The 24059-nt window shown below is 70.2% G+C and carries 16 protein-coding genes and 4 pseudogenes; 13 read left to right on the forward strand and 7 right to left on the reverse strand.

The window, feature by feature from the left end; all coding sequences use genetic code 11:
* Positions 1-81: 81 nt before the first annotated feature.
* The 4 genes and pseudogenes from ACEXOX_RS16865 to ACEXOX_RS16880 all read left to right on the forward strand — a co-directional run bounded on the left by ACEXOX_RS16865 (position 82) and on the right by ACEXOX_RS16880 (position 2604).
* Positions 82-725 (forward strand): annotated as a pseudogene (locus tag ACEXOX_RS16865) (class I SAM-dependent methyltransferase).
* A 4-nt stretch (positions 726-729) separates the two neighbouring features.
* On the forward strand, positions 730-1716 hold the full coding sequence (locus ACEXOX_RS16870; protein ID WP_406521563.1) for a hypothetical protein: 987 nt from the start codon (positions 730-732) through the stop codon (positions 1714-1716).
* Positions 1713-2003, forward strand: coding sequence for a Trm112 family protein (locus tag ACEXOX_RS16875; protein WP_406521565.1), 291 nt, complete (start codon positions 1713-1715; stop codon positions 2001-2003). The genes ACEXOX_RS16870 and ACEXOX_RS16875 overlap by 4 nt, the downstream gene beginning before the upstream one ends.
* The gene (locus tag ACEXOX_RS16880) at positions 1987-2604 is read left to right on the forward strand and encodes a hypothetical protein (RefSeq protein WP_406521567.1); all 618 of its coding nucleotides are present in this window, start codon (positions 1987-1989) and stop codon (positions 2602-2604) included. Before ACEXOX_RS16875 ends, ACEXOX_RS16880 begins: the two co-directional genes overlap by 17 nt.
* Positions 2605-2616: 12 nt before the next feature.
* Here ACEXOX_RS16880 and ACEXOX_RS16885 read toward each other — a convergent pair whose 3' ends face one another.
* Complete coding sequence (locus ACEXOX_RS16885) at positions 2617-4983, reverse strand: ATP-binding cassette domain-containing protein (RefSeq protein ID WP_406521569.1); 2367 nt, start codon at positions 4981-4983, stop codon at positions 2617-2619.
* A gap of 62 nt (positions 4984-5045) precedes the next feature.
* Between ACEXOX_RS16885 and ACEXOX_RS16890 the strand changes: the two genes are divergently transcribed.
* Complete coding sequence (locus ACEXOX_RS16890) at positions 5046-6113, forward strand: helix-turn-helix transcriptional regulator (RefSeq protein WP_406521571.1); 1068 nt, start codon at positions 5046-5048, stop codon at positions 6111-6113.
* 87 nt (positions 6114-6200) lie between these two features.
* The gene (locus ACEXOX_RS16895) at positions 6201-7232 is read left to right on the forward strand and encodes a rod shape-determining protein (RefSeq protein ID WP_406521572.1); all 1032 of its coding nucleotides are present in this window, start codon (positions 6201-6203) and stop codon (positions 7230-7232) included.
* Positions 7233-7304: 72 nt separating this feature from the next.
* Here the strand turns inward: ACEXOX_RS16895 and ACEXOX_RS16900 are convergent.
* The 4 genes and pseudogenes from ACEXOX_RS16900 to ACEXOX_RS16915 form a co-directional block, all read right to left on the reverse strand.
* Positions 7305-7900 (reverse strand): annotated as a pseudogene (locus tag ACEXOX_RS16900) (histidine phosphatase family protein).
* Entirely contained in the window at positions 7893-8294 is a 402-nt protein-coding gene (gene trxA / locus ACEXOX_RS16905; protein WP_030023070.1) for a thioredoxin, read from the reverse strand. The pseudogene ACEXOX_RS16900 and the gene trxA overlap by 8 nt, the downstream one beginning before the upstream one ends.
* Positions 8295-8362: 68 nt before the next feature.
* Positions 8363-11355: pseudogene (locus tag ACEXOX_RS16910) on the reverse strand (molybdopterin-dependent oxidoreductase).
* An 81-nt stretch (positions 11356-11436) separates the two neighbouring features.
* Positions 11437-12219: pseudogene (locus ACEXOX_RS16915) on the reverse strand (FAD binding domain-containing protein); the annotation flags it as partial.
* A 331-nt stretch (positions 12220-12550) separates the two neighbouring features.
* On the opposite strand from ACEXOX_RS16915, the gene ACEXOX_RS16920 reads away from it, so the two are divergent.
* Complete coding sequence (locus ACEXOX_RS16920; protein ID WP_406521574.1) at positions 12551-12907, forward strand: PucR family transcriptional regulator; 357 nt, start codon at positions 12551-12553, stop codon at positions 12905-12907.
* Between the two features lie 69 nt (positions 12908-12976).
* Here the strand turns inward: ACEXOX_RS16920 and ACEXOX_RS16925 are convergent, their stop codons facing one another.
* Together ACEXOX_RS16925 and ACEXOX_RS16930 are read right to left on the reverse strand one after the other, a co-directional pair.
* Positions 12977-13402, reverse strand: a complete 426-nt coding sequence (locus ACEXOX_RS16925; protein WP_406521575.1) for a hypothetical protein — start codon at positions 13400-13402, stop codon at positions 12977-12979.
* Positions 13403-13791: 389 nt separating this feature from the next.
* A complete protein-coding gene (locus ACEXOX_RS16930; RefSeq protein WP_406521576.1) occupies positions 13792-17241 on the reverse strand; it encodes a hypothetical protein in 3450 nt (1149 codons plus the stop codon).
* Positions 17242-17815: 574 nt separating this feature from the next.
* Between ACEXOX_RS16930 and ACEXOX_RS16935 the strand changes: the two genes are divergently transcribed.
* The 6 genes from ACEXOX_RS16935 (at position 17816) to ACEXOX_RS16960 (ending at position 23987) form a co-directional block, all read left to right on the forward strand.
* Positions 17816-17992 (forward strand): hypothetical protein, encoded by a 177-nt coding sequence (locus ACEXOX_RS16935; protein WP_406521578.1) that lies wholly within the window; start codon positions 17816-17818, stop codon positions 17990-17992.
* Positions 17993-18802: 810 nt separating this feature from the next.
* Entirely contained in the window at positions 18803-20434 is a 1632-nt protein-coding gene (locus tag ACEXOX_RS16940) for a type I-E CRISPR-associated protein Cse1/CasA (RefSeq protein ID WP_406521579.1), read from the forward strand.
* On the forward strand, positions 20427-21011 hold the full coding sequence (casB, locus tag ACEXOX_RS16945) for a type I-E CRISPR-associated protein Cse2/CasB (RefSeq protein ID WP_406521581.1): 585 nt from the start codon (positions 20427-20429) through the stop codon (positions 21009-21011). Before ACEXOX_RS16940 ends, casB begins: the two co-directional genes overlap by 8 nt.
* Positions 21008-22372 (forward strand): type I-E CRISPR-associated protein Cas7/Cse4/CasC, encoded by a 1365-nt coding sequence (locus tag ACEXOX_RS16950; RefSeq protein ID WP_406521583.1) that lies wholly within the window; start codon positions 21008-21010, stop codon positions 22370-22372. Before casB ends, ACEXOX_RS16950 begins: the two co-directional genes overlap by 4 nt.
* Positions 22369-23244, forward strand: a complete 876-nt coding sequence (cas5e, locus tag ACEXOX_RS16955; protein ID WP_406521585.1) for a type I-E CRISPR-associated protein Cas5/CasD — start codon at positions 22369-22371, stop codon at positions 23242-23244. Before ACEXOX_RS16950 ends, cas5e begins: the two co-directional genes overlap by 4 nt.
* Complete coding sequence (locus ACEXOX_RS16960; protein ID WP_406521587.1) at positions 23241-23987, forward strand: type I-E CRISPR-associated protein Cas6/Cse3/CasE; 747 nt, start codon at positions 23241-23243, stop codon at positions 23985-23987. The genes cas5e and ACEXOX_RS16960 overlap by 4 nt, the downstream gene beginning before the upstream one ends.
* Positions 23988-24059 lie beyond the last annotated feature (72 nt).

Here is a 24059-nt window from a genome sequence, read left to right on the forward strand (position 1 = left end):
CGGCACGCCCTCCGGGATTTCTACGAGAACCCCGCCGTACCCGTCGCCTCCGGTGACGCCCGCAGCCACCGCCAGGCGCTGATGCTGGCCCGGGCGCTGGGCCCGGTACGTCCGGACGCGCCACCGGCCACCGTCCTGGACGTCGGGTGCGGCGACGGGAGCGCGGCCGCCGTCGCGGTCCGGGTCCTGGCCGGGCACCGCATCATCGGCGTCGACTGGTCGCAGGACGCGTTGCGCCGCGCCACGGCCCGGGTTCCGTACGCCGTACGGGGTGAACTCGGCGACGGGGGCTGCCGTTCGCGGACGGCAGCGCCGACGCCGTCCTCTTCAGCGAGGTCATCGAGCACCTCGTCGATCCCGACGCGGCCCTCGACGAACTGCGCCGGGTGCTGCGTCCCGGCGGTCACTTGATGCTCTCCACCCCCAATCTCGCTGCCTGGTACAACCGCGGACTCCTCCTGGCGGGGGTCCAGCCCGTCTTCTCGGAGGTGAGCATGCGAGGCATCCACGGACGGCCCGGCACCCAGGTCGTCGGCCATCTGCGTCTCTACACCGCCCGCGCGCTGCGCGGCTTCCTGCCGGCCTGCGGCTTCGAGGTCGTACGGATCGCGGGGGCGCCGTACCACGACGTGCCGCGTCCGCTGCGGCCCCTGGACCGCGCCGCCTGCCGTCTGCCTTCGCTGGCCTCCGTCCTGCTCGTCCATGCCCGCCGGAGAAGGGAGTAGGGCAGTGCTGTGGTGGGGCGTGGCGGCCGCACTGCTCGCCAACGTCCTGTACAGCACCGGGTTCGTGCTGGAGAAGCGCGCCCTGTCCGCGCTGCCCGCGCTGAACACCCGCCGGCCCGCCCGGCTCGTGCGCCACCTGCTGAGCAGCCCGCTGTGGATCGGTGGCTCACTGGCCCTCGCCGCCGGTTTCGCCGCCCAGCTCGCGGTCTACCGCACCCTCCCCATCGCCGCGGCCCAGGGCATCTTCGTCTCCGGTCTCGTCCTGTTGCTCCTCCTGTCGTCGGTCTTCCTCGGTGAGCGCACCACCGGCCGCGAACGCCAGAGCATCCTGGCGATCCTGCTCGCGCTCGGCATGGTCGTCGGGTCGCTCCAGGGCAGCGGCGCCGGTACCGTCACCCGCACCGCGCCCACCGGCACCCTGCTCGCCATCGCCCTGCCCTCGCTGGCCGCGGGACTGTGGCTGTACGGGTCCGCCGAACGGCGCGCCAAGCGCCGCCACCGCCAGCCCACCTCGGGCGTCCCCTACGGTGTGGCCGTCGGCCTGCTCTACGGCGTCAGCTCGCTCGCCATCAAGGGCGTCTCCGGACTGCTGAGCGCCCACGACCCGGCGGGCGCCCTCCGTGACGTGTTCACCTCCCCGTATCCGTATCTGCTGCTCTTCACCGGCGCGGTGGGCCTGGTGCTGTCGCAGACCGCGCTCCAGCGCTGCCGTGCCTCCCTCATCGTCCCCGTCTGTACCACCGTGACCTGCGTCTTCACTGTCGCCTGCGGCACGGTCGCCTTCGGCGAGCCACTGCCCTCCGATCCCCTGCGTCTGGGCCTGCGCCTAGGCGGCACCGCGGTCGCCGTCCTCGTCCTGCTCGCCCTGCCCCGCCAGGACACCCCACCACCGGAACCAGAACCGGAAACGGCACCGGCACCGGCACCGGCACCGGCACCAGATGCGTCCTCCCCTTCCCCCTCCACCCCCTCCCAAGGAGCTGAGCCGTGACCCCCGACGACCCCCTGCTGAAGATCCTCGCCTGCCCGATCGACAAGGGCCCGCTCACCCTCCTCCTCCCGGACGAGATCCTCTACAACCCGCGGCTGCGCCGCCGTTACCCCATTGTCGACAACATCCCCCAGCTCCTCCCCTCCTCCGGTGAACAGGTCACCGAGACCGAACACGAAGCCATCCTGCGCCGCCTGCCCCCGGACGAACGCCCACCCGACGAGCCTCGCCAGGGCCCGCCCGGACCCGCCGTCCGCGAACATGTCCATCATGAACCCCACCACTGACAACGGCCCGGGCGACGGATCCGGCGGCGGCCCCGGCGGGCCCGCCGACGGCCCCCGCGCCTTCCAGCTCGTCCTGCTGCGCCGCATGGCCGACCACCAGCCAGGCCTGGTCGAGGACGCGCTGCGTACCCTCGGTGCCTCGCGTGCCGAGCTGCGGGAGGCCAACCGCCGCTGGCAGGCGTGGGCCCATTCGCCCCGGTCGCGCGGCGCGGTGCGGCGCTACCGCTCGCTGCTCGGCCGTCCCGAGTCCGTCACCGCCCGCCGCATCGGCGACCTGACCTGCGAGGCGCTGACCTGGCCCGTACCGCTCTGGCCCGATCTGCGGTTCGAGGTGCTGACCGGTCCGCAGGGCACCGCGTGGAACGCGTGGCTCGTCCGGGCGCCGGGCGCCGCCGCCCCCGCCCTGCGGACGACCGCCGATCTGGTCCCCTGGTCCTGCACGGTCGACGAGGTGGCCCGCGCGTTCGCCCCGGCCCGCCCGATGGAGGGCACGGCCCCCACCCGCTGGCGGCTCGCGTTCACGGCGCCCGACGCGGACGGCGAACCGCGTGCGACGGTCGCCGAATTCACCTGGGGCCTGCTACAGCGCACCGTCGACTGAGACCGCAGACAGTCAGCCGTCAACTGAGACCGCAGCCGGTCGGCCGTCGGCCGAGGCCGCAGCCGGTCGGCCGTCGAGTGAGTCCCGCAGGCAGTCGGCCGTGGCCGAACCGCGCGCCGACAGCAGGCCGCGCGGCGTCCCGGCGTACACGATCTCGCCGCCCCGCCGGCCGCCACCGGGCCCGAGGTCGACCACCCAGTCCGCCCGCTTGACCACGTCGAGGTCGTGCTCGATCACCAGGACGGTGTTGCCGTCGTCCACCAGCCGGTCGAGCAGATCCAGCAGGCCCGCCACATCGGCCATGTGCAGTCCGGTGGTCGGCTCGTCGAGCACGTACACGCTCCCCGTACGGTGCAGCCGGGTGGCCAGTTTGAGGCGCTGCCGCTCGCCGCCCGACAGGGAGGACACCGACTGCCCGAGCGCCAGGTAGGCGAGCCCGACCTCGACGAGGGCCGCCAGCTTCCGTTCGATCCCGGCCGCCTCGTCGCCACCGCTTCCGGCGGGGGCCGGGCCGCCCGCCCCGAAGAACGCCACCGCCTCCTCCGCCGTCATCTCCAGCACGTCCGCGACCGACCTGCCGCGCAAGGTCAGGCCGAGCACCTCGTCCTTGTAGCGCCGCCCCCGGCACGCCTCACAGGTCGAGGTCACCGGGTCCATGTATGCCAGGTCCGTGTGGATCACCCCGCGCCCCCGGCACGCCTCGCACGCCCCGGCGGCGTTGAAGCTGAACATCCCCGCCGGTACGTCGTTCTCACGCGCGAAGAGCGCCCGGACCGCGTCCATCGCCCCGAGGTACGTGGCCGGAGTGGACCGCGCGGACACCCCGATCGCCGACTGGTCGACCACCACGGCCTCCGGGTACGCCCCCGCGAACGCCTCGGACACCAGGGTGCTCTTGCCGGAGCCCGCCACCCCGGTGACGACCGTGAGCACCCCGGTGGGCACGCGGAAGTCCACGCCCTTGAGGTTGTGCAGCGTCACGTCCCGTACGGTCAGCCAGTCCCCCGGCGTACGGACGTCCGCCTTCACGCCCGTCACGCGCCGCAGCCCGCGCCCCGTAGGCGTGTCGGCGGCCGCCAGCCCGCGCACCGTCCCCGCGTAGACCACCTCGCCGCCGTGCGCCCCGGCCCCGGGCCCCATGTCCACCACATGATCCGCGACGGCGATGACGTCCCGGTCGTGTTCGACGACGAGGACGGTGTTTCCCTTGTCGCGCAAGCGCACCAGGAGGTCGTTGAGGCGGCGTACGTCGCTGGGGTGCAGCCCGGTGCTCGGCTCGTCGAAGATGTATGTCATGCCCGTCAGGCTGCTGCCCAGATGGCGCACCATCTTCAGCCGCTGCCCCTCGCCACCGGACAGGGTGGCGGCCGGGCGGTCGAGGCTCAGGTACCCGAGGCCGATGCCGGTCAGCCGGTCCAGCGCGGTGACCGCCCGCGCCGCGACGGCCGCGCCCACCGGCTCCTCGGCCGGGTCGACGCCGCGCAGGACCTCGCTCAGCTCGCTGGCCTCCAGCGCCGCCATCTCGGCGATGGACCGCCCCACGACCAGGGATTTCAATGCCGCCGCGGTCAGCCGCGCACCCCCGCACAGCGGGCAGGTCCCCTCCCGTACGAAGCCGCGCACCAGGTCCCTGGTCTTCTCGGAGAGCGCCGAGAGGTCCCGCTTCACGTAGCGCCGGTCGAAGTTCTCGACCAGTCCCTCGTACGTGTTGTTGTAGGCCCGCTCACCGCGCTTGACGGTGAACCCCTTGCCGTACAGGAGCAGGTCCCACTCCCGCGGCGTGTACCGGTCCAGGGGTTTGCCCGGATCGAAGAGGCCGGAGGCCGCGTAGATCTGCCAGCCCGCTGTGCCGACGGCGAGCGGCGGGAAGCGGATCGCGCCCTCGTCGAGGGAGCGGCCGGTGTCCAGGAAACGGTCGAGGTCGATGCGGGTGGTACGGCCCAGCCCGGCACACTCGGGACACATGCCGGCCGGATCGTTGAAGGAGTACGCGGTGGCCTCACCGGCACTCGGCGTGCCGCACCGGGAGTAGAGCACCCGGAGGATCGCGTAGATGTCGGTCAGCGTGCCGACGGTGGAGCGCGCGCCGCCGCCGAGGGGCCGCTGGTCCACGACGATCGCCGGGGAGAGCCGCTCGATGGTGTCGGCCTTGGGCCGTTCGTGTTTGGGCAGCTGGTTGCGCACGTACCAGGTGAAGGTCTCGTTCAGCTGGCGCTGCGACTCCACCGCCACCGTGTCGAAGACCACCGAGGACTTGCCCGAGCCGGACACCCCGGTGAAGACGGTGATGCGCCCCTTGGGGATCTCCAGACGCACGTCCTTGAGGTTGTGCTCCCGTGCGCCGGTGATCCTGATGCTGTCCTCGTACGTTGCTCCCATACCCGCCACGCTAGGAACGAAGTAGGTCAGAACATGGCCGCCTTCTCAGGCACCCTGGCACCATGAGCGACACCCCGGCGCGCCTCCTGAAGCTGCTCACGCTCCTCCAGACCGGCCGCGAGCGGACCGGCACCGAACTGGCCGAACGGCTGGGCGTCAGCCCGCGCACGGTCCGCCGCGACATCGACCGGCTGCGCGGCCTCGGCTATCCCGTGGACGCGGCCATCGGCGCCGTCGGCGGCTACCGCCTCGCCTCCGGCACCGCGATGCCGCCGCTCCTCCTGGACGACGAGGAGGCCGTCGCCATCGCCGTGGGCCTGCACGCCGCGGCGGGCGGCACGGTCGCCGACGTGGCGGAGACCTCCGTACGGGCGCTGGCCAAGCTGGAACAGGTGCTGCCCGCCCGGCTGCGGGACCGGGTCACCGCCCTCCAAGAGGCCACCGTCCCGCTCTACGGCCTGCTCACCGGCGGTGGCGAGGCCCCCGTCACCGATCCGGCCGTGCTGATCGCCCTCGCCACCGCGTGCCACCGCCGCGAGCGGGTCCGCTTCGCGTACGCGGCGGCGGACGGCACCCCGAGCAAGCGGCACGCCGAGCCGTATCGGCTGGTCAGCGCGGACCGGCGGTGGTATCTCGTCGCGTACGACCTGGACCGCGCCGACTGGCGTACGTACCGCGTGGACCGGGTGGACCGGGCCGACGGCCCGCGGCTCACCGGAGCCCGCTGCGTACCGGACCGCCGTCCGCCGGCCGCCGACGCCGCCGCGTTCGTCGCCGAATCCGTCACCAGCCATCGCGCCCGGCACCGGGCGCTGGTCACCCTGCACACCACCCTGGAGGACGCGGCCGCCCGGCTCCCCGCGGGCAGCGGCCTCCTGGAGCCGCTCACCCCGGATTCCTGCCTGCTGCGTACGGGAGGCGACGCGCTGGACTGGCTCGCGTTCCGGCTCGGCCTGCTGGGTGTCCCCTTTGAGGTGCACGAACCGCCGGAACTGATCGCTTACTTGCACGAGCTGGGCAGCCGCCTGCTCGACGCCGCACAGCGCTCCGGCCCCACCGGCACTTCCAGCCCCTCCCCCGCCTCTCGGCCCCCGGCGTCCCCCAACCGGACCTTCCCAACGCGCACCTGACGAACCGTTGGCACACGATGGATCACGAGTGGCCGCCGGCGGCCACTCGGCCCGTACTGCCGAACGCTCCCCGGGGAGGCACCATCCATGACCGCCAGCCTGGCACAGTTGCTCCGTTGCTCGGTCGCCGTCGACCTGGGCGCGGCCCGCACCCGGATGTACGTCAAGAACCAGGGCCTGGCGGTGGACCAGCCGACCGTCGCGGCCGTCAACATCCGCACCGGCGCACTGATCGCCGTCGGGGACCGCGCCGAGGTGATGGACGGCCGCACGCCGGACCACATCCGCGTCGTGCGCCCGGTCTCCGGCGGCACCGTCGTGGACATCGACATGGCCCAGCGGCTGCTGCGCAACCTGGTCGACGACAAGCTGCGCAAGGCGTGGCGGCGCCGGCCCACCATGCGGGCCGCGATCTGCCTGCCGTACGGCAGTGAGCCGCTGGCGCAGCGGGCCGCGGTGGAGACCCTGAACGGGATCGGCGCCCGCCGGGTGGAGATGGTCGACACGCTGGTCGCCGCGGCGGTCGGCTGCGACCTGCCGGTGGAGCACCCCGAGGCCACCATGATCGTGGTGTGCGGGGCGGGGACCACGCAGATCGCGGTGCTCTCCCTCGGTTCGATCGTGGCGGCGGAGACCGTCCCGGTGGGCGGCAACGCCATCGACCACGCCGTCGTCCAGCACCTGAGGCTGCATCACAAGCTGCTGCTGCCGGGCCAGTCCGTACGGCCGCTGCACCTGATGCTCTCCGGCAACGGCGACCTGGCGGCGGGTCCGACCGAGGTGCACGGCCGGGACGTGGTCAGCGGACTGGCCCGTTCGGTCATGGTCGAGACCGAGCCGGTCCAGCGGGCCATCGCCTCACCGCTGACCACCATCCTGGACGGCATCGGGTCGGTGCTGCGGCGCTGTCCGCCGGACCTGGTGGCGGACCTGGGCGAGCGCGGCATCATGCTGGCGGGCGGCAGCGCGCTGATCCCCGGCCTCCAGTCGATGATCCGGCAGGCCACGACCATGCCGGTGCACATCGCGGACCGGCCGGACACCTGTGCGGTGCTGGGGCTGGGCGCCATGATCGAGGGCAAGGTGGAGCCCCTGCACCTCGATCCGATGGCTACGTGAGGGGCGACCGGTACGGCCGGCCCGCCGAGGGGCCGGCCGATACGACCGGGCGTCCCGGCTCCGCCCCACCCCTCACAACGTCCGGGTGTTCCACCCCACCACCGCGGGCCGCCCGTGCTCCTCGCCGAGGATGCCGACCGTGCCCGTCTCGAAGGTGAACAGCGCGCCCGCCGACGGCGACAGCCCCAGCCGGCGAGCCGTCAGCACCCGCTGGAAGTGCCCGTGGCCGACCAGCACCACATCGCCGTCCGCCGTGCGCAGCTCTTCCTCGATGCGGGCGAGCACCCGGTCGGCGCGCGCGCCGACCTGCTCGGGTGACTCGCCCGGGTGCTCCGGGGCCCGGCGGTCACGCCGTCGCTGAACAGGAACCAGTCGGGCCGGGTGCGGTGGATCTCGTCGGTGGAGATGCCCTCGTACCCGCCGTAGTCCCATTCGCTCAGGTCGGCGTCGACCCGCGGGTCCGGCAGGCCGGCCAGCTCGGCGGTGCGCCGGGCCCGCTGCAGCGGGCTGGAGAGCACCGCGCCGATCTTCCGGCCGGCCAGGACCGGCCGCAGGGAACGGGCCTGCTCCTCACCGCGGGCGGTGAGCGGCAGGTCGGTCCAGCTGGTGTGCTGCCCCGATCTGCTCCACTCCGTCTCGCCGTGGCGGATCAGGAGCAGTTCACTCACCGGCGGCCTGCCCCTCCTGCTTCTGGGCCTCCTGCTGCTGGGCCTCTTCGACGGAGGCGCGGACCTCGTCCATGTCCAGGTTGCGGGCCTGGCCGATGACGTCCTCCAGGGCCTCCTCCGGCAGCGCGCCGGGCTGCGAGAACACCGCGATGTTCTCGCGGACGATCATGACGGTCGGGATCGACTGGATCTGGAAGGCGGCCGCCAGCTCGGGCTGCGCCTCCGTGTCGACCTTCGCGTAGACCAGGTCGTCGTGCTTCTCGGACGACCGTTCGAAAACCGGGCCGAACTGCTTGCACGGGCCGCACCACTCGGCCCAGAAATCGATCAGGACGAACTCGTTCCCCGAGACGATCTCGTCGAAGTTGTCCTTGGTGAGCTCTACGGTGCTCATGCGTACTTCCCTGCTTCCGGTTCCGGTCTCTTCTCGGTCCCGCTGCGACAACGGGTGCGTCGCCCGACCTATTCCGCACGCCGGACCGTCCCGCACCCCTGCCCAGCAAACGCCGACCTATCCATATGAATTTCCACGGCCGTACGGCGGCGTCCCCGGCCCCCTCGCGCCAGTTCCCGCCACACCCGGTCCCGGGCCAGCGGCAGCCGGGTGAAGCGCACTCCGGTGGCGTCCCGGACCGCGTTGGCCAGGGCCGGCGCGACCGGATTGAAGGGGCTCTCGCTCATCGACTTCGCGCCCGCCGGGCCGATCGTGTCGGACGTGGCTGTGAGATACACCTCGGTACGAGGTACGTCCGCGAAGGCCGGCAGCCGGTACTCGCGGAACGCCGCCGTGCGCACCGCGCCGCGCCCGTCCAGCCGTACGTCCTCGAAGAGCGCCGTACCCAGTGCCTGGGCCACTGCGCCCTCGACCTGGCCGCGGCACTGCATGGGGTTGATCACGGTGCCCGCGTCCGCCACGTGCACGCTGCGCAGGATGCGGATCTCCCCGCTGTCCGGATCGACCGCGACGCGGAACCAGTGCGCGTTGAAGGCGACCGTGCGCGGCGTCCCGCCGAAGTGGCCGTATCCGGTCAGCGGCCCGTCGCCGCCTCCGCGCGCGGCCCGGTCCCTGATCCGCCCCGCCAAGGACCGGGCCGCGCGCAGCACCGCCTCGCCCCCGACCACGGTCCCGGCCGAGCCGAAGGCGCCGGTGTCGTGCCCGACCGCGTCGGTGTCCGCCTGCCGTACGGCGATCCGCGCACTCGTGGTGCCCAGCTCGGCGGCGGCGATCTGGCGCAGTGCGGTGGTGGTCCCGCTGCCGGATTCGATCGACCCGACGGCCAGTTCGTACGTGCCGTCGGCGGTGAGCGTGATCCGGGCATCGGCGAAGTGCCCGCCCGGCCCGGCCGCGGCGTTCATCGACACGGCGCTGCCGCAGCCCACCAGCCATCCGGGCGGCAGGTCCGACGGGTCCGGCGGGTCCGACAGGTCCGACAGGTCCGACAGGTCCGGCGGGTCCGACAGGGTCGGCAGGGGCGGCACATCCGACCGACCCGCCCCGCCCGACGAGTCCAGCGCGTCCGACCCACCCGGCCCCTCCAGCCCACCCACCTCCGCCGACGCGGAAATAACCCTCAGCACCTTCAGACACGCACCCAGCCCATAACTCCCGATATGCAGGTCGGTCACCCCGCCCACCACCGTCTCCAGCGCGTCGCCGGACCGCACCACGTTGCGCTCCCGCAACAGCAGCGGGTCGATGCCCAGCCGCCGCGCCAGCTCGTCGAGCGCGCTCTCCAGCGCGAAGACGACCTGCCCGACCCCGTAACCGCGGAAGGCGCCGGCGGGGACGGTGTGGGTGTGGACGGCGAAACCGTCCGCCTTCTTGTTCGGGCAGCGGTAGAGGGCCAGGGCGTCACCGCATCCGTGGGTCAGGACGGTCCGGGCGTGATTGCCGTACGCGCCGGTGTCCGACACCACGTGCAGCTGGAGCGCGGTCAGGGTCCCGTCCCGGCGCGCGCCGGCCTTCACCCGTACGGTGAAGGGGTGCCGCGTCGTCGCGCCGTGGAACTGCTCGGCCCGGGTGAACTCCAGCTTGACCGGGCGTCCGGTCCGCAGCGCCGCCAGCGCCACGACGTCCTCGACGAGCATCTCCTGCTTCCCGCCGAAAGCACCGCCGACCCGCCCCGCGACGACCCGTACGGCCTCGGGCGGCAGGTCCAGCAGCGAGCAGAGCGAGCGGCGCACGAGATACGGCACTTGCGTACTGGTACGGACGACCAGCCGCCGGCCGCCCGGACCACCACCGCGCCGCGCGCCCAGGTCCGGGACCGGGGCCTGGTCCGGGACGGCGGACTCGAAGTACGCGACGGCGCCGTGCGTCTCCAGGCTCGCGTGCTGCGCCCGGGGCGTGCGGAAGGTCTCCTCGTACACCGCGTCGGCCGCGTCGAACCCGCGCTCCACGTCGCCGGTCTCCCCGTGCACCTCACCCGCCACATTGGCCACGGACCGCCCGCCTCCGCACCGCTCCGCCTCCCCCTAACGTGCACCTCGGGAGCGTCCGGCAGCATCGCCTCCTCCGGGGTGAGGACCGCGGGCAGCACCTCGTACGTCACCTCGACACGGCGGCAGCCCTCCTCCGCCGCCGCCTCGCTGTCCGCGACCACCGCGGCCACCCGCTGACCCACGTGACGGACCGTGTCGTCCAGCAGCCGGGTGTCCTGCGGGTCGTCCTCGGGATGCTCGTGCTGCGCGGTGGAGAAGCGGCGGTCGGGAGCGTCATGGTGGGTGAAGACCGCATGCACGCCCGGCACCCGTAGCGCGGCCCGGGTGTCGACGGCGGTGATCCGGGCGTGGGCGTGCGGCGAACGCAGCAGTTTCATGTGCAGGAGGCCGGACAGGACGCCGGTGCCGCCATCGGGGTCGAGGTCGAGGTCGAAGGTGTAGCGGGCCGTGCCGGTGACCACTTCCCGGCCGCCGGGCGCGGGCGCGTTGCAGCCGACGGTGGCTGCCGCCGCGGGTTCCGCGATGCGCCGGACGCCCCGTACGGCATCCTCGACGGCCCGGTAACCGGTACAGCGGCACAGATTCCCCTTGAAGGCGCGCGGCAGGTCGGCCAGCAGCCCCTCGTCGAGCGCGGCAGCCGTCATCACGAACCCTGCGGTACAGAACCCGCACTGGAACCCCTGCGCCTCCAGGAACTGCCGCTGTACGGGATGCAGCCGACCGCTCGCCTCACCCTCCGTCCCCGCGGCGGACAGCCCTTCGACGGTGGTGACCGACCGCCCGTCGGCGCGTACGGCCGGATACACGCAGCTGTGCACGGGTTCGCCGTCCACGTGCACCGTGCATGCCCCGCAATCCCCGGCGTCACACCCTTTCTTGACGCCGAACCAGCCCCGCTCGCGCAGGTAGGTACGCAGGCACTGGCCGGGGCGGGGTGCGGTGTGGGTGGGGGTGCCGTTGACCTCGGCACGGAAGGAGGCGCGAAGACGCGGACGTACGGACGCGGACGGAATCGGGACGGCCGACCGGACCAACGCCCGCGAAGACGCCCCCTGCCCCCATGACACGCATGACCCCACCCGCCCCTCCTCCCCCAACTCCTCCCGGATCTCCTCCCCCATCCGATACGTCATGTGCCGCCGCCACTCGGGCAGCCCATGAACGTCGTCGAACCACCCGTCGTCCGGCACGGCCCGCCCGATCGCCGCCCGCAGCTCGGATGCGGACGGCGGCTCCGGGAACCGCAGCTGTACCGGCCGTACGGTGGCGGCGGTGATCGTCAGGGCGAACGCCCCGTCCACCGGGTCCCGCGTCCCGATCAGCAGCGCGGCGGAGCGCCCGAGTCCGTACAGCGACGCCTGCCGGAACGCCGTACGACGCTCCAGCGCACGGGCCGGCAACGAGACCGAACGCAGCAACTCACCCTCCGCCAGCGCGTTGCGCCCGGCGCCGGTGACGAGGTCCGCCACCGGCAGTCGCCGCTCGGTCCCGTCCACTGCCAGCAGCAGGCAGGTGCCGTCCAGCGCCGTCGAGAGAGAGACCATCGGCGCGGCGGGCAGCGCGAGGCACAGGTTCCCGCCGACGGTGGCCGTGTTCAAGATTTTGAACGAGGCCAGAAACGCACGGCAGCACTGCTCGAAGAGCACCCCCACCGGCAACCCACCAACGCCGCTACTACTACAGCCACCACCGCCACTACTCCCGAACCGGGACACCTCAGCGACAGTGCACGTCGCCGCGATCTCCAGCGCGCCGTCCGGCAACCACCGGAACGGCTCCCAACCCGTCCGGCTCAGGTCCAGCAGCCGCCGTACCCCCGGCTGAGGCTCGGAAAAGAGATACGTACCGCCGCCCAGCCAGGCATCACCCGGCCGCCACGCCCAACGTCCCCCCGCACCCCCGCCCTCTCCGGGTCCTCCAACCCTCCCGGCCTCCCCGCCCTCCCCGAGCCCCCCGACCTCCAGAACCTCCCGCACCACATGCAGATCCATGAATCGAGTGAAACAAGCACACCCCTCCACCACCCGCAGCCACGCACACACCTCCCGCCCCCACCACCCCAATCCACCTCCTCGGCCTCTCTCCCGCATCAGCGCAACTACACACCCCCTCCCCTGGCATTTACGATGCATTTCCGCGCTCTCACCTGGCGAGTGCGCACGGCAGAGCTCCGGGCCCGGCGCCCGGACGGTACGAGGAGCACACCCCATGCCGCACACCACCCCGCCCGCCCCCGGGGGCAGCTCCGCCCCCGCCACCCTCGAACGGCTGCTGTCCGCCGTACCCGCCGACGTCCGCGCCGTCTTCAGCGCCCGCGCCCTGCGCCCGCTCCTCCCCGAGCACGACAGGACCGGCACCCTGCTGCACACCCTGGAGGTCTTCCTCCGCCACGACGCCTCGTGGTCCCGCACCGCCGCCGCCCTCCACCTCCACGTCAACACCGTCCGCTACCGCATCCAGCGCATAGAACACCTCACCGGCCGCGACCTCACCCGCCTCCCCCACCGCCTCGACCTGCACGCCGCCCTGCTGTGCCGCACGGGGACGACCGGCGGCGGAGCGTAGGCCGCGAACCACGCCGCCCCCACGCGAAAGGCGGGACGGCAACCGCCGTCCCGCCCGTAACCGACCGGATCAGATGTGGAGCAGGTACACGTACTTCCCGCCCGCGCCCGCGTTCAGGTCCTTGTCGTAGCGCTCCCAGGGCTTCGGGGGCTGGTAGTCACGGTTGTCGGTGAGCGCGACGTCCAGCGAGTTGACGGGCGAACCCTGCTCGGCGCTCCGCGTGTAGGCGGCGTAGATGTACTCGCCGCCCGCGTCGGCGTTCAGGTCCTTGTTGAGCTTGCGGTAGCCGTGCGGGACCTCGTCGCCCTTGGTCAAGAAGATGATGTCCGTGATGGGGCCGAACGCGGCGTTGGGCGCGGAGAGCTTGCTGTCGGTCTCGAAGGCGAAGTACAGGTACTGACCGCCGGAGCCGGCATTCAGGTCCTTGCTGATCTTCGTCCAGCCCTCGGGCTCCTGCTCGTCCCCTTCGAGGACCATGAGGTTGATGACAGCCATGGCGTCCTTTCCTTTCTCGTCGGCATACGGAGAAGAGGCGCGCTCACGCTATGGCCGCCACCCCTGGACCACACCCGGCTCAACCGGCCAGCAAGGCGTTCGAATCGGCATCAGGTCACAGCGCGGCTGAGCTGCTGACCATGTGGTTCACCCCGCAAGCAGTCTCGAACACGAACGCCGCGCGGCACGTGGACCACTGACCGGTTCCGGCGCCGCTTCCCTCTCGCATCACGCTGGTCCCCCTCGGGTGCGCGGACGGCGTGAATGACACCGACGCGGACCGGCCGAGCCGCGGGCATAGGGACAGGGCCTGGGGGACGGTGGCCGCTCCGGGAAACGCAGATCACCCCGTGCCCCGTACGTTCGGAGCTGTCACCCGCGGATTCCGGTCAGCGCGTGCGCCAGCCGGCGTATCCGGCGATCACGCTCAGGCGCCCGAGCGCCTGAGGAGCAAGCTGAGGGAGCAACGGGATGGTGCAGATCCACGAATCGCTTACCAGCAGGCTCCGCGCGATACGGTGAGCCGTGGCCTGGGCCGAAGGGGTGCCGCTGTCAGAAGTTCGGGCGAGTGCCAGACAGGTCCGGAGCACCTGGTCACCAGCTCGACTGTCCGTGGCCAGGGCTACCGGTACACCCGCAAGGTGGGTGGCCGCCGCACAGAGCGCCGTCGCTCGCTCCTCACGAGTGCGGGCTGCCTCGGCGTGACGCCACACGGCAGTGGCGTTCCCGCCCATGGCTGAGAGCAAGGCAAGCTCGGCGCAGGGTCCTTCCCCGGGCTGGAGCGAGCGTTGCCATCTGCTCAGCAGGCCCGCGACGAGATCGTTGTTCTCCTCCGGGAGGCAGCCGAAATGCCTCAGGGCGGAGAGAACAGTCATGGTCGCTGCGTGCCATGGCGGAGGTGTGTCGGTGACGTGCAGCGAAGCGAGCCGGATCGCTTCGTGCAGTCGCGGGTCCGGTTGCCGGACGTCCGGATAGGCGAGCAGGAGAGCTGCCAATTCCGGGAGGGTCCGGAGTGGGCTACCCACGTCGATTCGGCGCCTCAGTGCCTCCGTAAGAGGTTCGGCGATACGAGCCGCTTCCTCTGGGCAATGACTCGTAAGCCCGGCCGCGACCGCTGTCAACGCCTGCCGCTTCTCCGTCGAGGTACGGCCCATGGCCATGGCTGTGGCCGCAGGCCCGTCACCTGCGTGGGCAAGTGCTTGCGCTACCACGTTCGCCACGCTGGGGTCGGGATCACCCGACACCAGACGCGCTGCCTCATGGGCGTAACGATCTCCCTCTCCCCTATGCCCGCCGAGCGAGCACCCGAGTGAGATGGCCGACACATGAAGTACGCGATCAAGTGTGCCGTGCAGACGCTCGACAAGCGCCTCGGCACATGCGAACTCGCCTTCTACGCCCAGAGCTTCACAAAGCCTTGTCGTCCAGTTCTCCGGGACGGGCGGCTGAGAGAACGAGACGGGAGACTGTCGCAGCGCGGTCTCCACCAGTTCCCGGCTGCGCGGGAGATTACCTGCGCCCAGTTGATCGTCCGCCTCTTGCAGAACGACCAGGTGATCCGGACACTGTCCGTCGCCGGGAGGACGCAGACCTGCAGACAGCCGATGCGTGCGCGCGGGTGGGGGTGCCGGAGCAGGCCGCGCTGTTCCCTGTATGCCTCCTGGTTCCGCCCGAGTCCTTCTGTCCTTGTTTCGCTGCGCATTTAGTTCTCTTCGCTCCTTATCCTTCTTTCTGCGCTCCGCATTCCTTCGTTTCTTAGCCGTGGTTGAGGCTTCACCGTCTTCTTGTGTCCTTCGTTCCTCACCGGCTTCGACAACTGCCCATGCCCGTTCCGTGATGTCGTCGCCGAGTACCCCGACGCGCAGGTGCTCCGGCAAGGACTGCAGCAGACGGCCGATGTCACCGAGGTCGTTCCTCGTACGTCCCGCGTCGTCCACGGCCTGAGCGAGACGTACCAGAGTCCCGGACAGCTCGCGACGGAGATGCGCCTGATCGCCATCGGTCAACGCATCGGGCTCGGCCAGCGCCCCAACGATCCGAGCCAGTGCCTTCTGTGCCGCTGTGCGAGCCGCGGCGTGCCGACGCCGCGGCAGTCTGACAAGCGCCGACCCGGCAGAGGCCATGACGTCAACGAAGCCCAACCCGTCCGAGGTGCCGGAGTCCCCGCAGATGGCCATGATGCGATCACCGGCATCGCTGCTGAGTGCCGGCATCGCCCGCGCCAGTGCTCCCAACAGGTCCACCGCGGCCGCCCGGCCGCGTGTGCTGCCCACTCCCAGGGTCTCCGCCCGTTCACGCAATGCCGTCAGCACACTTTCGTCCCCCGTCGCGATCAATATCCCGGCTGCCTCGGTGAGGGCTTCGGTCGTTGCTGCCGTGTTGCGGACCATGGCCAGCAACAGTGTTCGGGCGGCGACAAGACTGTTCAGTGACACGAGGGTTCGGGCGGCCCCAAGGAGCCGTGTGAACGTCTCGGGGTCCTGGTAGTTGCCCGGATAACCTTGGTCATTCCGGGAGAGCCACCCGGCGGCCTCTTGCGCTACAGCGTCCGTCCCTTCCTCTTCCTCGTAAGCCATCTCCGTAGCCGCATCCGCCAGATGTACGGCTCTCGCGGCCGCCGTCGGCGCGGAACGGGCCAAGCCGAGAGCACGCTTCACGTCGCCCAGCCGGATGAGGAGGGCAGGAGCGCCAGGAGGTACCTCGCGCGACTCTGCTTGCAGGAGAGCACGCACCGCGGCGAGTGGGACCAGCACCGCCAGGCTGCCGGGTGAGGTGTCTTCGGCACCGATCGCGCTCTCGAACGCTTCCAGTTGCGCGAGCGCTGCGTCCGGGCCCGCCGAGCGGGCGAGCCGGCGAAGCCTCGGCATGTCAAGGATGTAGGCAGCTCGTGTTTCGGCACCGGTCAGCAACCGGAGCTGATGCGCCAGGGGGTACGGAGGCGTCTCTTCGGGCCAGTCGGCCGTGCGCCATCTCTGCGACCAGGCGAGCAGCGTACGGGTGTGCTGCGCGATCCCATGCCCCCCGAGGCTCTCTCGAACCGACCGGACAAGTTCCGGCCCAGCCAGGGCATATGTCCGGAACACAGGGTCGTCCAGGACGACGGAGCGTCCTGCCTGCCCCTGCACCAAGCGGTCGATCCGTTCGACCGAGGAGCCAGCGAGCTCCGCCAGGTCCGTCGTGCGCAGACCACCTCCCGCCGTGGCGAGCAGGTTCGCCACCGTGTTTCCCAGAGTGGTGACGTCCGGCAGTGTCCGCCGTACCTGTACCACTCCCCGGACAGGCGCGAGAGAGCGGCGGCACTTCTGCAGGCGCAGCGGGTGCCGGGTGGGGAAGTCGTCAGGGAAACAGCCGCCGCGTCTGAGGGAGACGATGACTCGCATGCCTGGGGGTGGAGAGGCAGGCAACAGCGCGGCAATGCTCCCACTGCCGACGCGGTTCACAGGCCTGCGCCCGGTTGCCGCGGTCTTACTGCCAGAAGCCAGGTCTGTCCAGGCCACATCATCGTCGAGACCGTCAACCACCAGCAGGAGCTTCCGCCCGTACTGCAGGCTCTGCTCCGCGGCTTCCGTGAAGCGACGCTTCCACTGCCGTACACCGTTGGGGACACAACGCAAAGGTGAACGAAGGAGCGCGTCGATCTGGTCAGCCATGTGTTCTTCGAACTTCGCCCGGGTATCGGTGCCGTGCGTCGCGGAGACGAAGAAGTTCAAGATGTCGGTTCGGCGCGGCGGCCTCTGTACGAAGTCGGCGAGCAGGACGGTTTTGCCCACGGGAGCATCAGCCTGCCAGCAGAGGTACGACGGCGCCGCGGTACTGGGATCGCTGACGAACGCCTCCATGGCCGTACGCTCGCGCTTCCGCCCACGGACCGGGACCGCGGCAGCTTCAGCCGCCGGCCCGTGCGGCCGGACGAAGCGGTGGTACGGATCCTTCTCACGGGCGAGGGGAAGCTGCTGGTTCCGCCACCTTGTCCCTTCCTCTTGGGCCGCTTGCAAAGCCGTTTCCCACTCGGCGTCTGTGTAGACGGGGCAGTTGGCAGCCTGCTGAAGTTTCCGCACGGCAGACCAGACACGGTCTGCCGTCCCCACCGCAGGAGCGGCCTCTCCCCTGCGCCAGCCCCCGAAAGTGGAGTTCGGAAGGCCAAGTTGCCGAGCTGGTGGCTGCCCCGCTTCCTCCCACAGTCGCGTCAGCATGGCGCCCAGTTCCCTGCGGGCGGATCTCTCCGTATCTGTCACCGCTCCCCTCTCTCGCTTCGCAACGGCGGGCACCGGTTCGGCATCGTCAAAAAGCTGGTGGCTGAGCTGCGGGGATCACGGAGCGTGAGGGTGCACAACTTCCCGCTGTCCCATACCCACGACACCCTGAAGCCATCACCGCACCAGCCGATCCCGGCTTCCGACAGAAGGGTGACCCGTGTCCGAGGTTTCTCAAGTTGCCTACTACGCTGCGGCTCTGAGCGGAGCCGCCGGCCTGCTGTACGCGGGCGCCCTGTTCTTCGTGGCCCTCGTCTCCGTCCTCGCCCGCACCCCGGAACGCCGGAAGGACGCCCGTACCACGCTCAGCATGCTCGTGCGTCGTCGGGCGCGATGACCGGGGTACGGCTGGAGTGCTCATGGGAGGGCTGGTCCTGGCATCTACCTTCAGGCCGACAGGATCATGCCCCATGCCGCTGCTCCGGCCAAGTCGACATCCTCCACAAGGCACTCCCGTAGTTAACTCGACAGCCTCAAGCGCTCTTGCCCTGCCTAAGTCAAGATCTGTATGAGCGAACTACCCCCTGCCTCCCACCAGTTGCTGTAGAACTGGACCCGTGCAGGCCTCTGCTGCCAGCCGTATCGACGCCCCCGCCCTGTGGCCGCAGGGCTGGAGCCTCAATACGGAGGGCCTTACGAGCAGAGCTGCACGCGATTGGCTACGACGCCATGGAGGGAGGTTGGTGCTCATCGTGGTTACTGCGGTGATACGCAACATCATCGATCGCCTTTGGTAGGCAGCCGTTCTTGACGCGGTGAGCGCGCCAAGAACGGCCCGTCCCAGCACTGAGCGGTTCCCGTCCCGCGCCTACGGGGCGGGAACCGCTTCACGGCCTCGCCGGCCTGCCGAGACTGCCGATAGCTCGGCAGTCTCCACTCTAAGACACCTCAATGCGTCGGGCTGCAGAACGACTGACCTAGCGCCCTTGCAAGAAGGAGAGGCGACGCACATCTACGAATCTTTCCCGCTGCAGCGGGGGTGTCCCGTCGACGGCCTCCAGTGCGCTTGCTGTGTTCCTCCCCGCGCGTGCGGGGATGTCCGACCCCGGACGACAGGGGTGACGCGGACGCGTAGAACGTCCTGCCCTCGGCCCCTGCAGGTTGCTGACCTCCGCACCGTTCGGCGGGGTCCGCTCTGGCCCACGTCATGCCCAAGAGAACGGTAGGTTGCGCATTGCCCGAAGCCCTCCCGCCCGGCGGACCTCCGAGGAAACGGCCCACCTGGGACCCACGTCACAAACCCTGTATCCCCACCGTGGCCGTCGATGGCGCCACCGCCCACCACTCTCTGCGCGCACTCCTTGCACTGGCCGACCAACTGGCTTTCCTCAACTGCGCGTCACCAGGTGAGAACGTCGCCGTCATCGAGCACCTGCTGGCCATCTGCTTCGCTTCCGGCACCTGTCCGTCCTCGGATGACGAATGGCGTACCTGGGTGATCGGCAGGCACAATCTCGCTCCTGCGGCTGCATGGCTGGCTCGCCAACCGGACGACTCGTGGGACTTGTTCCATCCCACGAGCCCTCTGGTGCAGAACTCCCAGCTGGCGGCAGACCTCGACGAGAGCGGCACGGGAACGGCTCAGTTGATCATCGAGCACGCTGGTGACTACAACCAGCACTTCGACCACCATCACCTTGCGCTCGACAACCCGCTCCCGGCAGCGCACGCGTTCCGTGCCACACTCACGCAGCACGTGTACGGCCCGTACGGGCGAGCCCGCATGTCCGGGAAGCAGCTCGGCGCCGCAGTGACCAATCTAGCCGCAGGCCGGCTCACTCCAAGAATCCGCGTCGTCGCCCTGGGGCAGACACTCGGCGAGACACTACGCCTGAACCTCTACCCGCCCCACGGCCCGGAGGGCACACTCAACACATCCTGGACCACCGGCATGGCCGAGCGCCGCACGTTCCGCGAAAAGGCGAAGCCCAGAGTGCCCCGTGGGCCCGCAGACCTCCACAGCGCGCTCGGTCGGTCCGTGCTCTTGCACGCGGGCCACGGACCACACGGACAGATCGTCGTCGACAGAGTCCTGATCGGCGCCGGTGAGCTCTTGGAGCTCGACCCGGACCTGCATTTGCAAGACGCGGTGTTCAGCAAGACGACGAACGGAACAAAGAAGCCGTTATGGCCGTCTCCCAGCAGGGCGCTCTGGCAGGAGGCCCACGCTCTCTACAGCGCCGTCAGAGATGACCGCACCGGCCTGTACGCGCGACTCCGGTCCCTTCCCTACGAGCGAAAAGGGGTGGGCGCACCGTACCAACTGTGGGCAGTGGGCCTGCTGGCCAACAAGACACTGCCCGTCGCCTGGACGCAAGGCGCTTACCCCTACGCCCCCGGTATGGCCGCCCACCTCTACCGAGCTTCCCGCCGGGGCTCCGATATCGCCGAACACATCGCGAGAAGCCTCAAGAACGCGGCCATCCTGGCCGCCGAGACGGCCTTCCCAGCCGTTAGAGCTGCGGACGAGGCCGGACAAGTGGCACGACTCGACGCCCGGTCGGCCTTCTGGCCCGCAGCGGAGAACCCTTTCCACGAACTGCTGGACGAAGTGATCGACAGAGGGCCGGAAGACGACGACCCGGTGTCCGAGCCCCTTATCGCCTACGCATCGCGTCTGATGACAACGGCTCGTACCCAGATGTTTCAGCATCTCGACACCCTGCCGCCCAACGACCGCAACCACCGTGCACGGGCCCGGGCCATCGCACGCTTCGACCAAGACATGTCCGGTGACTGGGCCCCGGCCGAACTGCGAGGGGAGATCGCCCGTGACTGAGCACCACCCACCTGCCGGGGCAGGCCTGGAGCACCCCCGGGCCCCGCACGACAGCGCGGCGCTCACTGCCTGGCTCACCACCCTCGTCCGCAACCGCGAGTACGGAACCCTTGCCTCGCTCCGCCGTGCCAGAGGTGATACCAACGCCCACATCCGCGCGGGTTGGTACGGCGGTGACGACTACCGCGACCTGTTCGAGCGGATGGCCTTCCTCTTCGCCATCTACCACCAAGGACACTCGACTCCCTCGTACGGCCACGGAAGCCTCGGTGCCGCAGCCCGCCGGATCGGAGACGGGACCGGGCGCGGGCCGGACAATCCCGGAGCCCAGCGCCTCCTGGACCGTGTTGTGGCCAGTCGCCGCATTCCCTGGCGTCACCTCCAGCATGTGGTCACCCGGCTGCGGTCCTGCGAACAACCACCGCCCTTCTGGACTGAGCTGACCGAGGACCTCATCAAGTGGAACGACCGCAAGGCACGTATTGCCTATGGCTGGTCGGTCGAGTTCCACACCCCGCCGGCGCTGGGCCGGAACACACACAACGAATCGACAATGCGGAAGGACACCACCTCGTGACCGAGGCCCCTCGGAGCCAGTACCTCTCCCTGCACCTCATCGAGACGCTGGCGGCCGTCCTCCCGGTGCGCGACGAAAACGCGCAGCCAAAATCTCTTGTCTATGGCGGTGTGGAGCGCCACATGATCACCAGCCAGGCCCGCCGACGCGCTGAGCGGGTCCACGCCCGCAACCGTGCCAACGCAGGTCGCGGGGCGCTCAAGGGACGGAGCATGGGCGTCCGCACCCGGGAGTGGGCGCTCCTGGCCGGCCGCGAGCTCGAGTCCGCGTACGGCTGGGAAAAGGAGAAGGCCCTGGTCACGACCCGTGCGGTGATGGAGGCGAGCGGCCTCAAATTCGGCGATCCGAAGAAGAGGACGGTGGCCAACCTGACCAAGGTCCTCGTCTTTGCGCCGTCCGATGCCGCGGCAAGAATCGCGAGCCACATCGCCGGACACGCAGCACAGGTCGAGGAGTGGCGCGATGAATACCTCGAAGCCCAGGCTCACGTGGAAGCAGTGAAGAAGGCCCGCCGTGGCGCCAAGAAGAAGACGGCTTCGACGTCCGAGGCGGAAGGGACGGAGGAGAGGCCTGCTGTGGAACCTGCCGGCTCTGTTTCCCTGCCGCCGTTGCCCAAAGCCACACGTGACGCCGTTCTGCTCGCACTGGCCCCCCGCGACGCCGTGGACATCGCCCTCTACGGCCGCTTTCTGGCCGAGATCCCCGATTCTCCGAACGTGGACGGCGCCGTCCAGACCGGGCACGCCTTTACCGTGCACGAAGCAGAGCAAATCGAGGACTTCTACGCGGCGGCCGACGACGCGAAGCTCGACCGCAAGCGCAACGCCCTCAGCTTCCTCGACTCCTCCGACGACGCGGGCGCCGGCATGACCGGATACCAGTCGTTGATCTCCGGCACTTTCTACCGGCACGCCGTCCTCGACCGCACGCAGCTGCGCACGAATCTGCGGGCCGCCGGAATGGAGGAGCGGGAAGCCGAGACGGCCGCGTCCGAGGCTGAGAAAGAGTTCGTAAACGCCTTCGTTGAGGCGTTCCCTGAAGCGAAGAAGAACTCCACCGCTTCCACCGGATCACTTCCCGCGCTCGTCCTCGCCTTCGAGGGAGAGCGCCCTTACAACTACGCTTCGGCCTACCAGCGGCCGGTGGATGAAGGCTCGGTGTCGGCCGGTGGGGAGGGGCCGGCAGGCCCTGCGGCCGTTCGCCGGCTGATGCGTCACCACGCCTTCGTCAGTCGCCGCCGCGAAGATCTGCGTACGCAACGGGTGATCACGTACGACCCCGAGATCGACACGCTGCTGGAGGAACTGGAACTGCCGGGATCACTGACCGTGGTGGAACGGGCAGAGGACCTTACCCCGTGAACGAAGCGCACGTCCTGCTCATTCGGCTGGCCGCACCTCTGCAGTCCTGGGGTCTCAACGGCCGGTTCGCGCGCCGTGACACGCACACCCGTCCCACGAAGTCCGGCGTGATCGGCCTGTGCGCCGCTGCTCTCGGCCTCCCACGGGAGCAACCTCTCGGTGAACTCGCAGAGGTCCTTTTCGGAGTCCGGGCCGACCGGCCCGGCACACCTCTTCGCGACTACCACACGGTCGGTGGAGGCACCTTTCCGCTGCGCCCCCGGGACCTCCTCACCGACCACCAGCGTGCCGCGAAGACCGCTGCGGTCTCCGCGCCAACGGGTTCGGAACCCGGCCCGTTCGGGCGCGAAGAGCTGGAAGCCTGGTACGGCTCGCCGAAGTACGTCACGGCAGACCCGACGTCGGGAGCCCTCTTTTCGGGACAGGTCCGCCGCCACGCCCTCATCACGGAACGCTGGTACCTGGCCGACGCCACCTTCCTCGTCGGCTTGCAGCACCCGGACGCAGCGCTCCTGGAGCGGATCTCGCACGCTCTGGAGCATCCGAAGCACCTGCTCTGGCTCGGGCGCAAAGCCTGCCCGCCCTCGGGGGAACTCGCCCTCGGCGTCGTTCCAGGCAACCTCATGGAAGCCTTCGAGACACATTCCTTGCTCCCTGAAGAACCTTCCTACGGCAGTGAGCCACCGCCTCCCGTGACGGGCGCTCGACCGTGGGCTTGGATCGAGAGCCCGCACCCGCTCCCCGGCGTCGGCCCCCTGGCGGACCAGCCTGTGCAATTCGGCTCGGACGCAGCCGTCCATAGCCTCCGTTGGGAGACTCGGCACCGCATCACCATCGCTTCGCACGCCCGCGGATGGGACATCATCCTGTGAACACGACAGCCCCTACATCGGACGCGCTGCCAAGCCAGGGCGGTGGAGCCCGGTTCGTCGCCACCCAGACCTTGCTGACCTTGGACGCCCGGCACCCTTTCGCCGCCAAATCACTCATCGACGCGCAGGACATGCATCGAACCGTCATGAGTGGTTTCGCCGGCTGGGTGGACAACGGCAGCAGCGACGCCCGATCCCAGATGGGCGTCCTTTCGACCTGGACCGTCGATCTCCGGCAGGCACGGCTCAACCTGGTGATCCAGTCGTCCGTTCCCGCCGACTGGAGCCACCTTCCCCGGAGAGTGTTGTCCGAGGCGCCCGAGCCCCTCACCGTGGACCGCACCTTCCGCACCGGTGACCGTGTCGACTTCCGTACGGTCGTCAACCCGGTCCGTAGCGTTCCGCCTCCGCCGGGCTCACCTACGACGCGCGGCGTCCGCGTCGCCCACACCCGCCCCGAGCACGTGAGGACGTGGTTCTCGCAACGTCTGCAACCGGCCGACGAACCTGCGGTCGCCCCCAACGGTGTCACCCGCATCGGCGCCGACACGGACACCGAACGGCTCGCTCTGCGCATGCTCCCACGAGTCTCCAGCCCAGCGCCGCACAAGGGGCTACGCATCGCCCGTGCAGAGATCAAGGGCACCCTGACGGTCACCGACCCGAAGACATTCGTCGCCGCCCTCACCTGTGGCATCGGCCACGCGCGTGCATACAGCTGCGGCCTGATCCTCGTGCGCTGAGCAGGGCGCGGGCCTCCTGCTGCGGTTCCGCCTCACGCATCGGTGGTAAGGCTTCACGTCAGGGCCCTCTCC

Source organism: Streptomyces sp. Ac-502, assembly GCF_045222935.1.
Classification (GTDB): domain Bacteria; phylum Actinomycetota; class Actinomycetes; order Streptomycetales; family Streptomycetaceae; genus Streptomyces; species Streptomyces monomycini.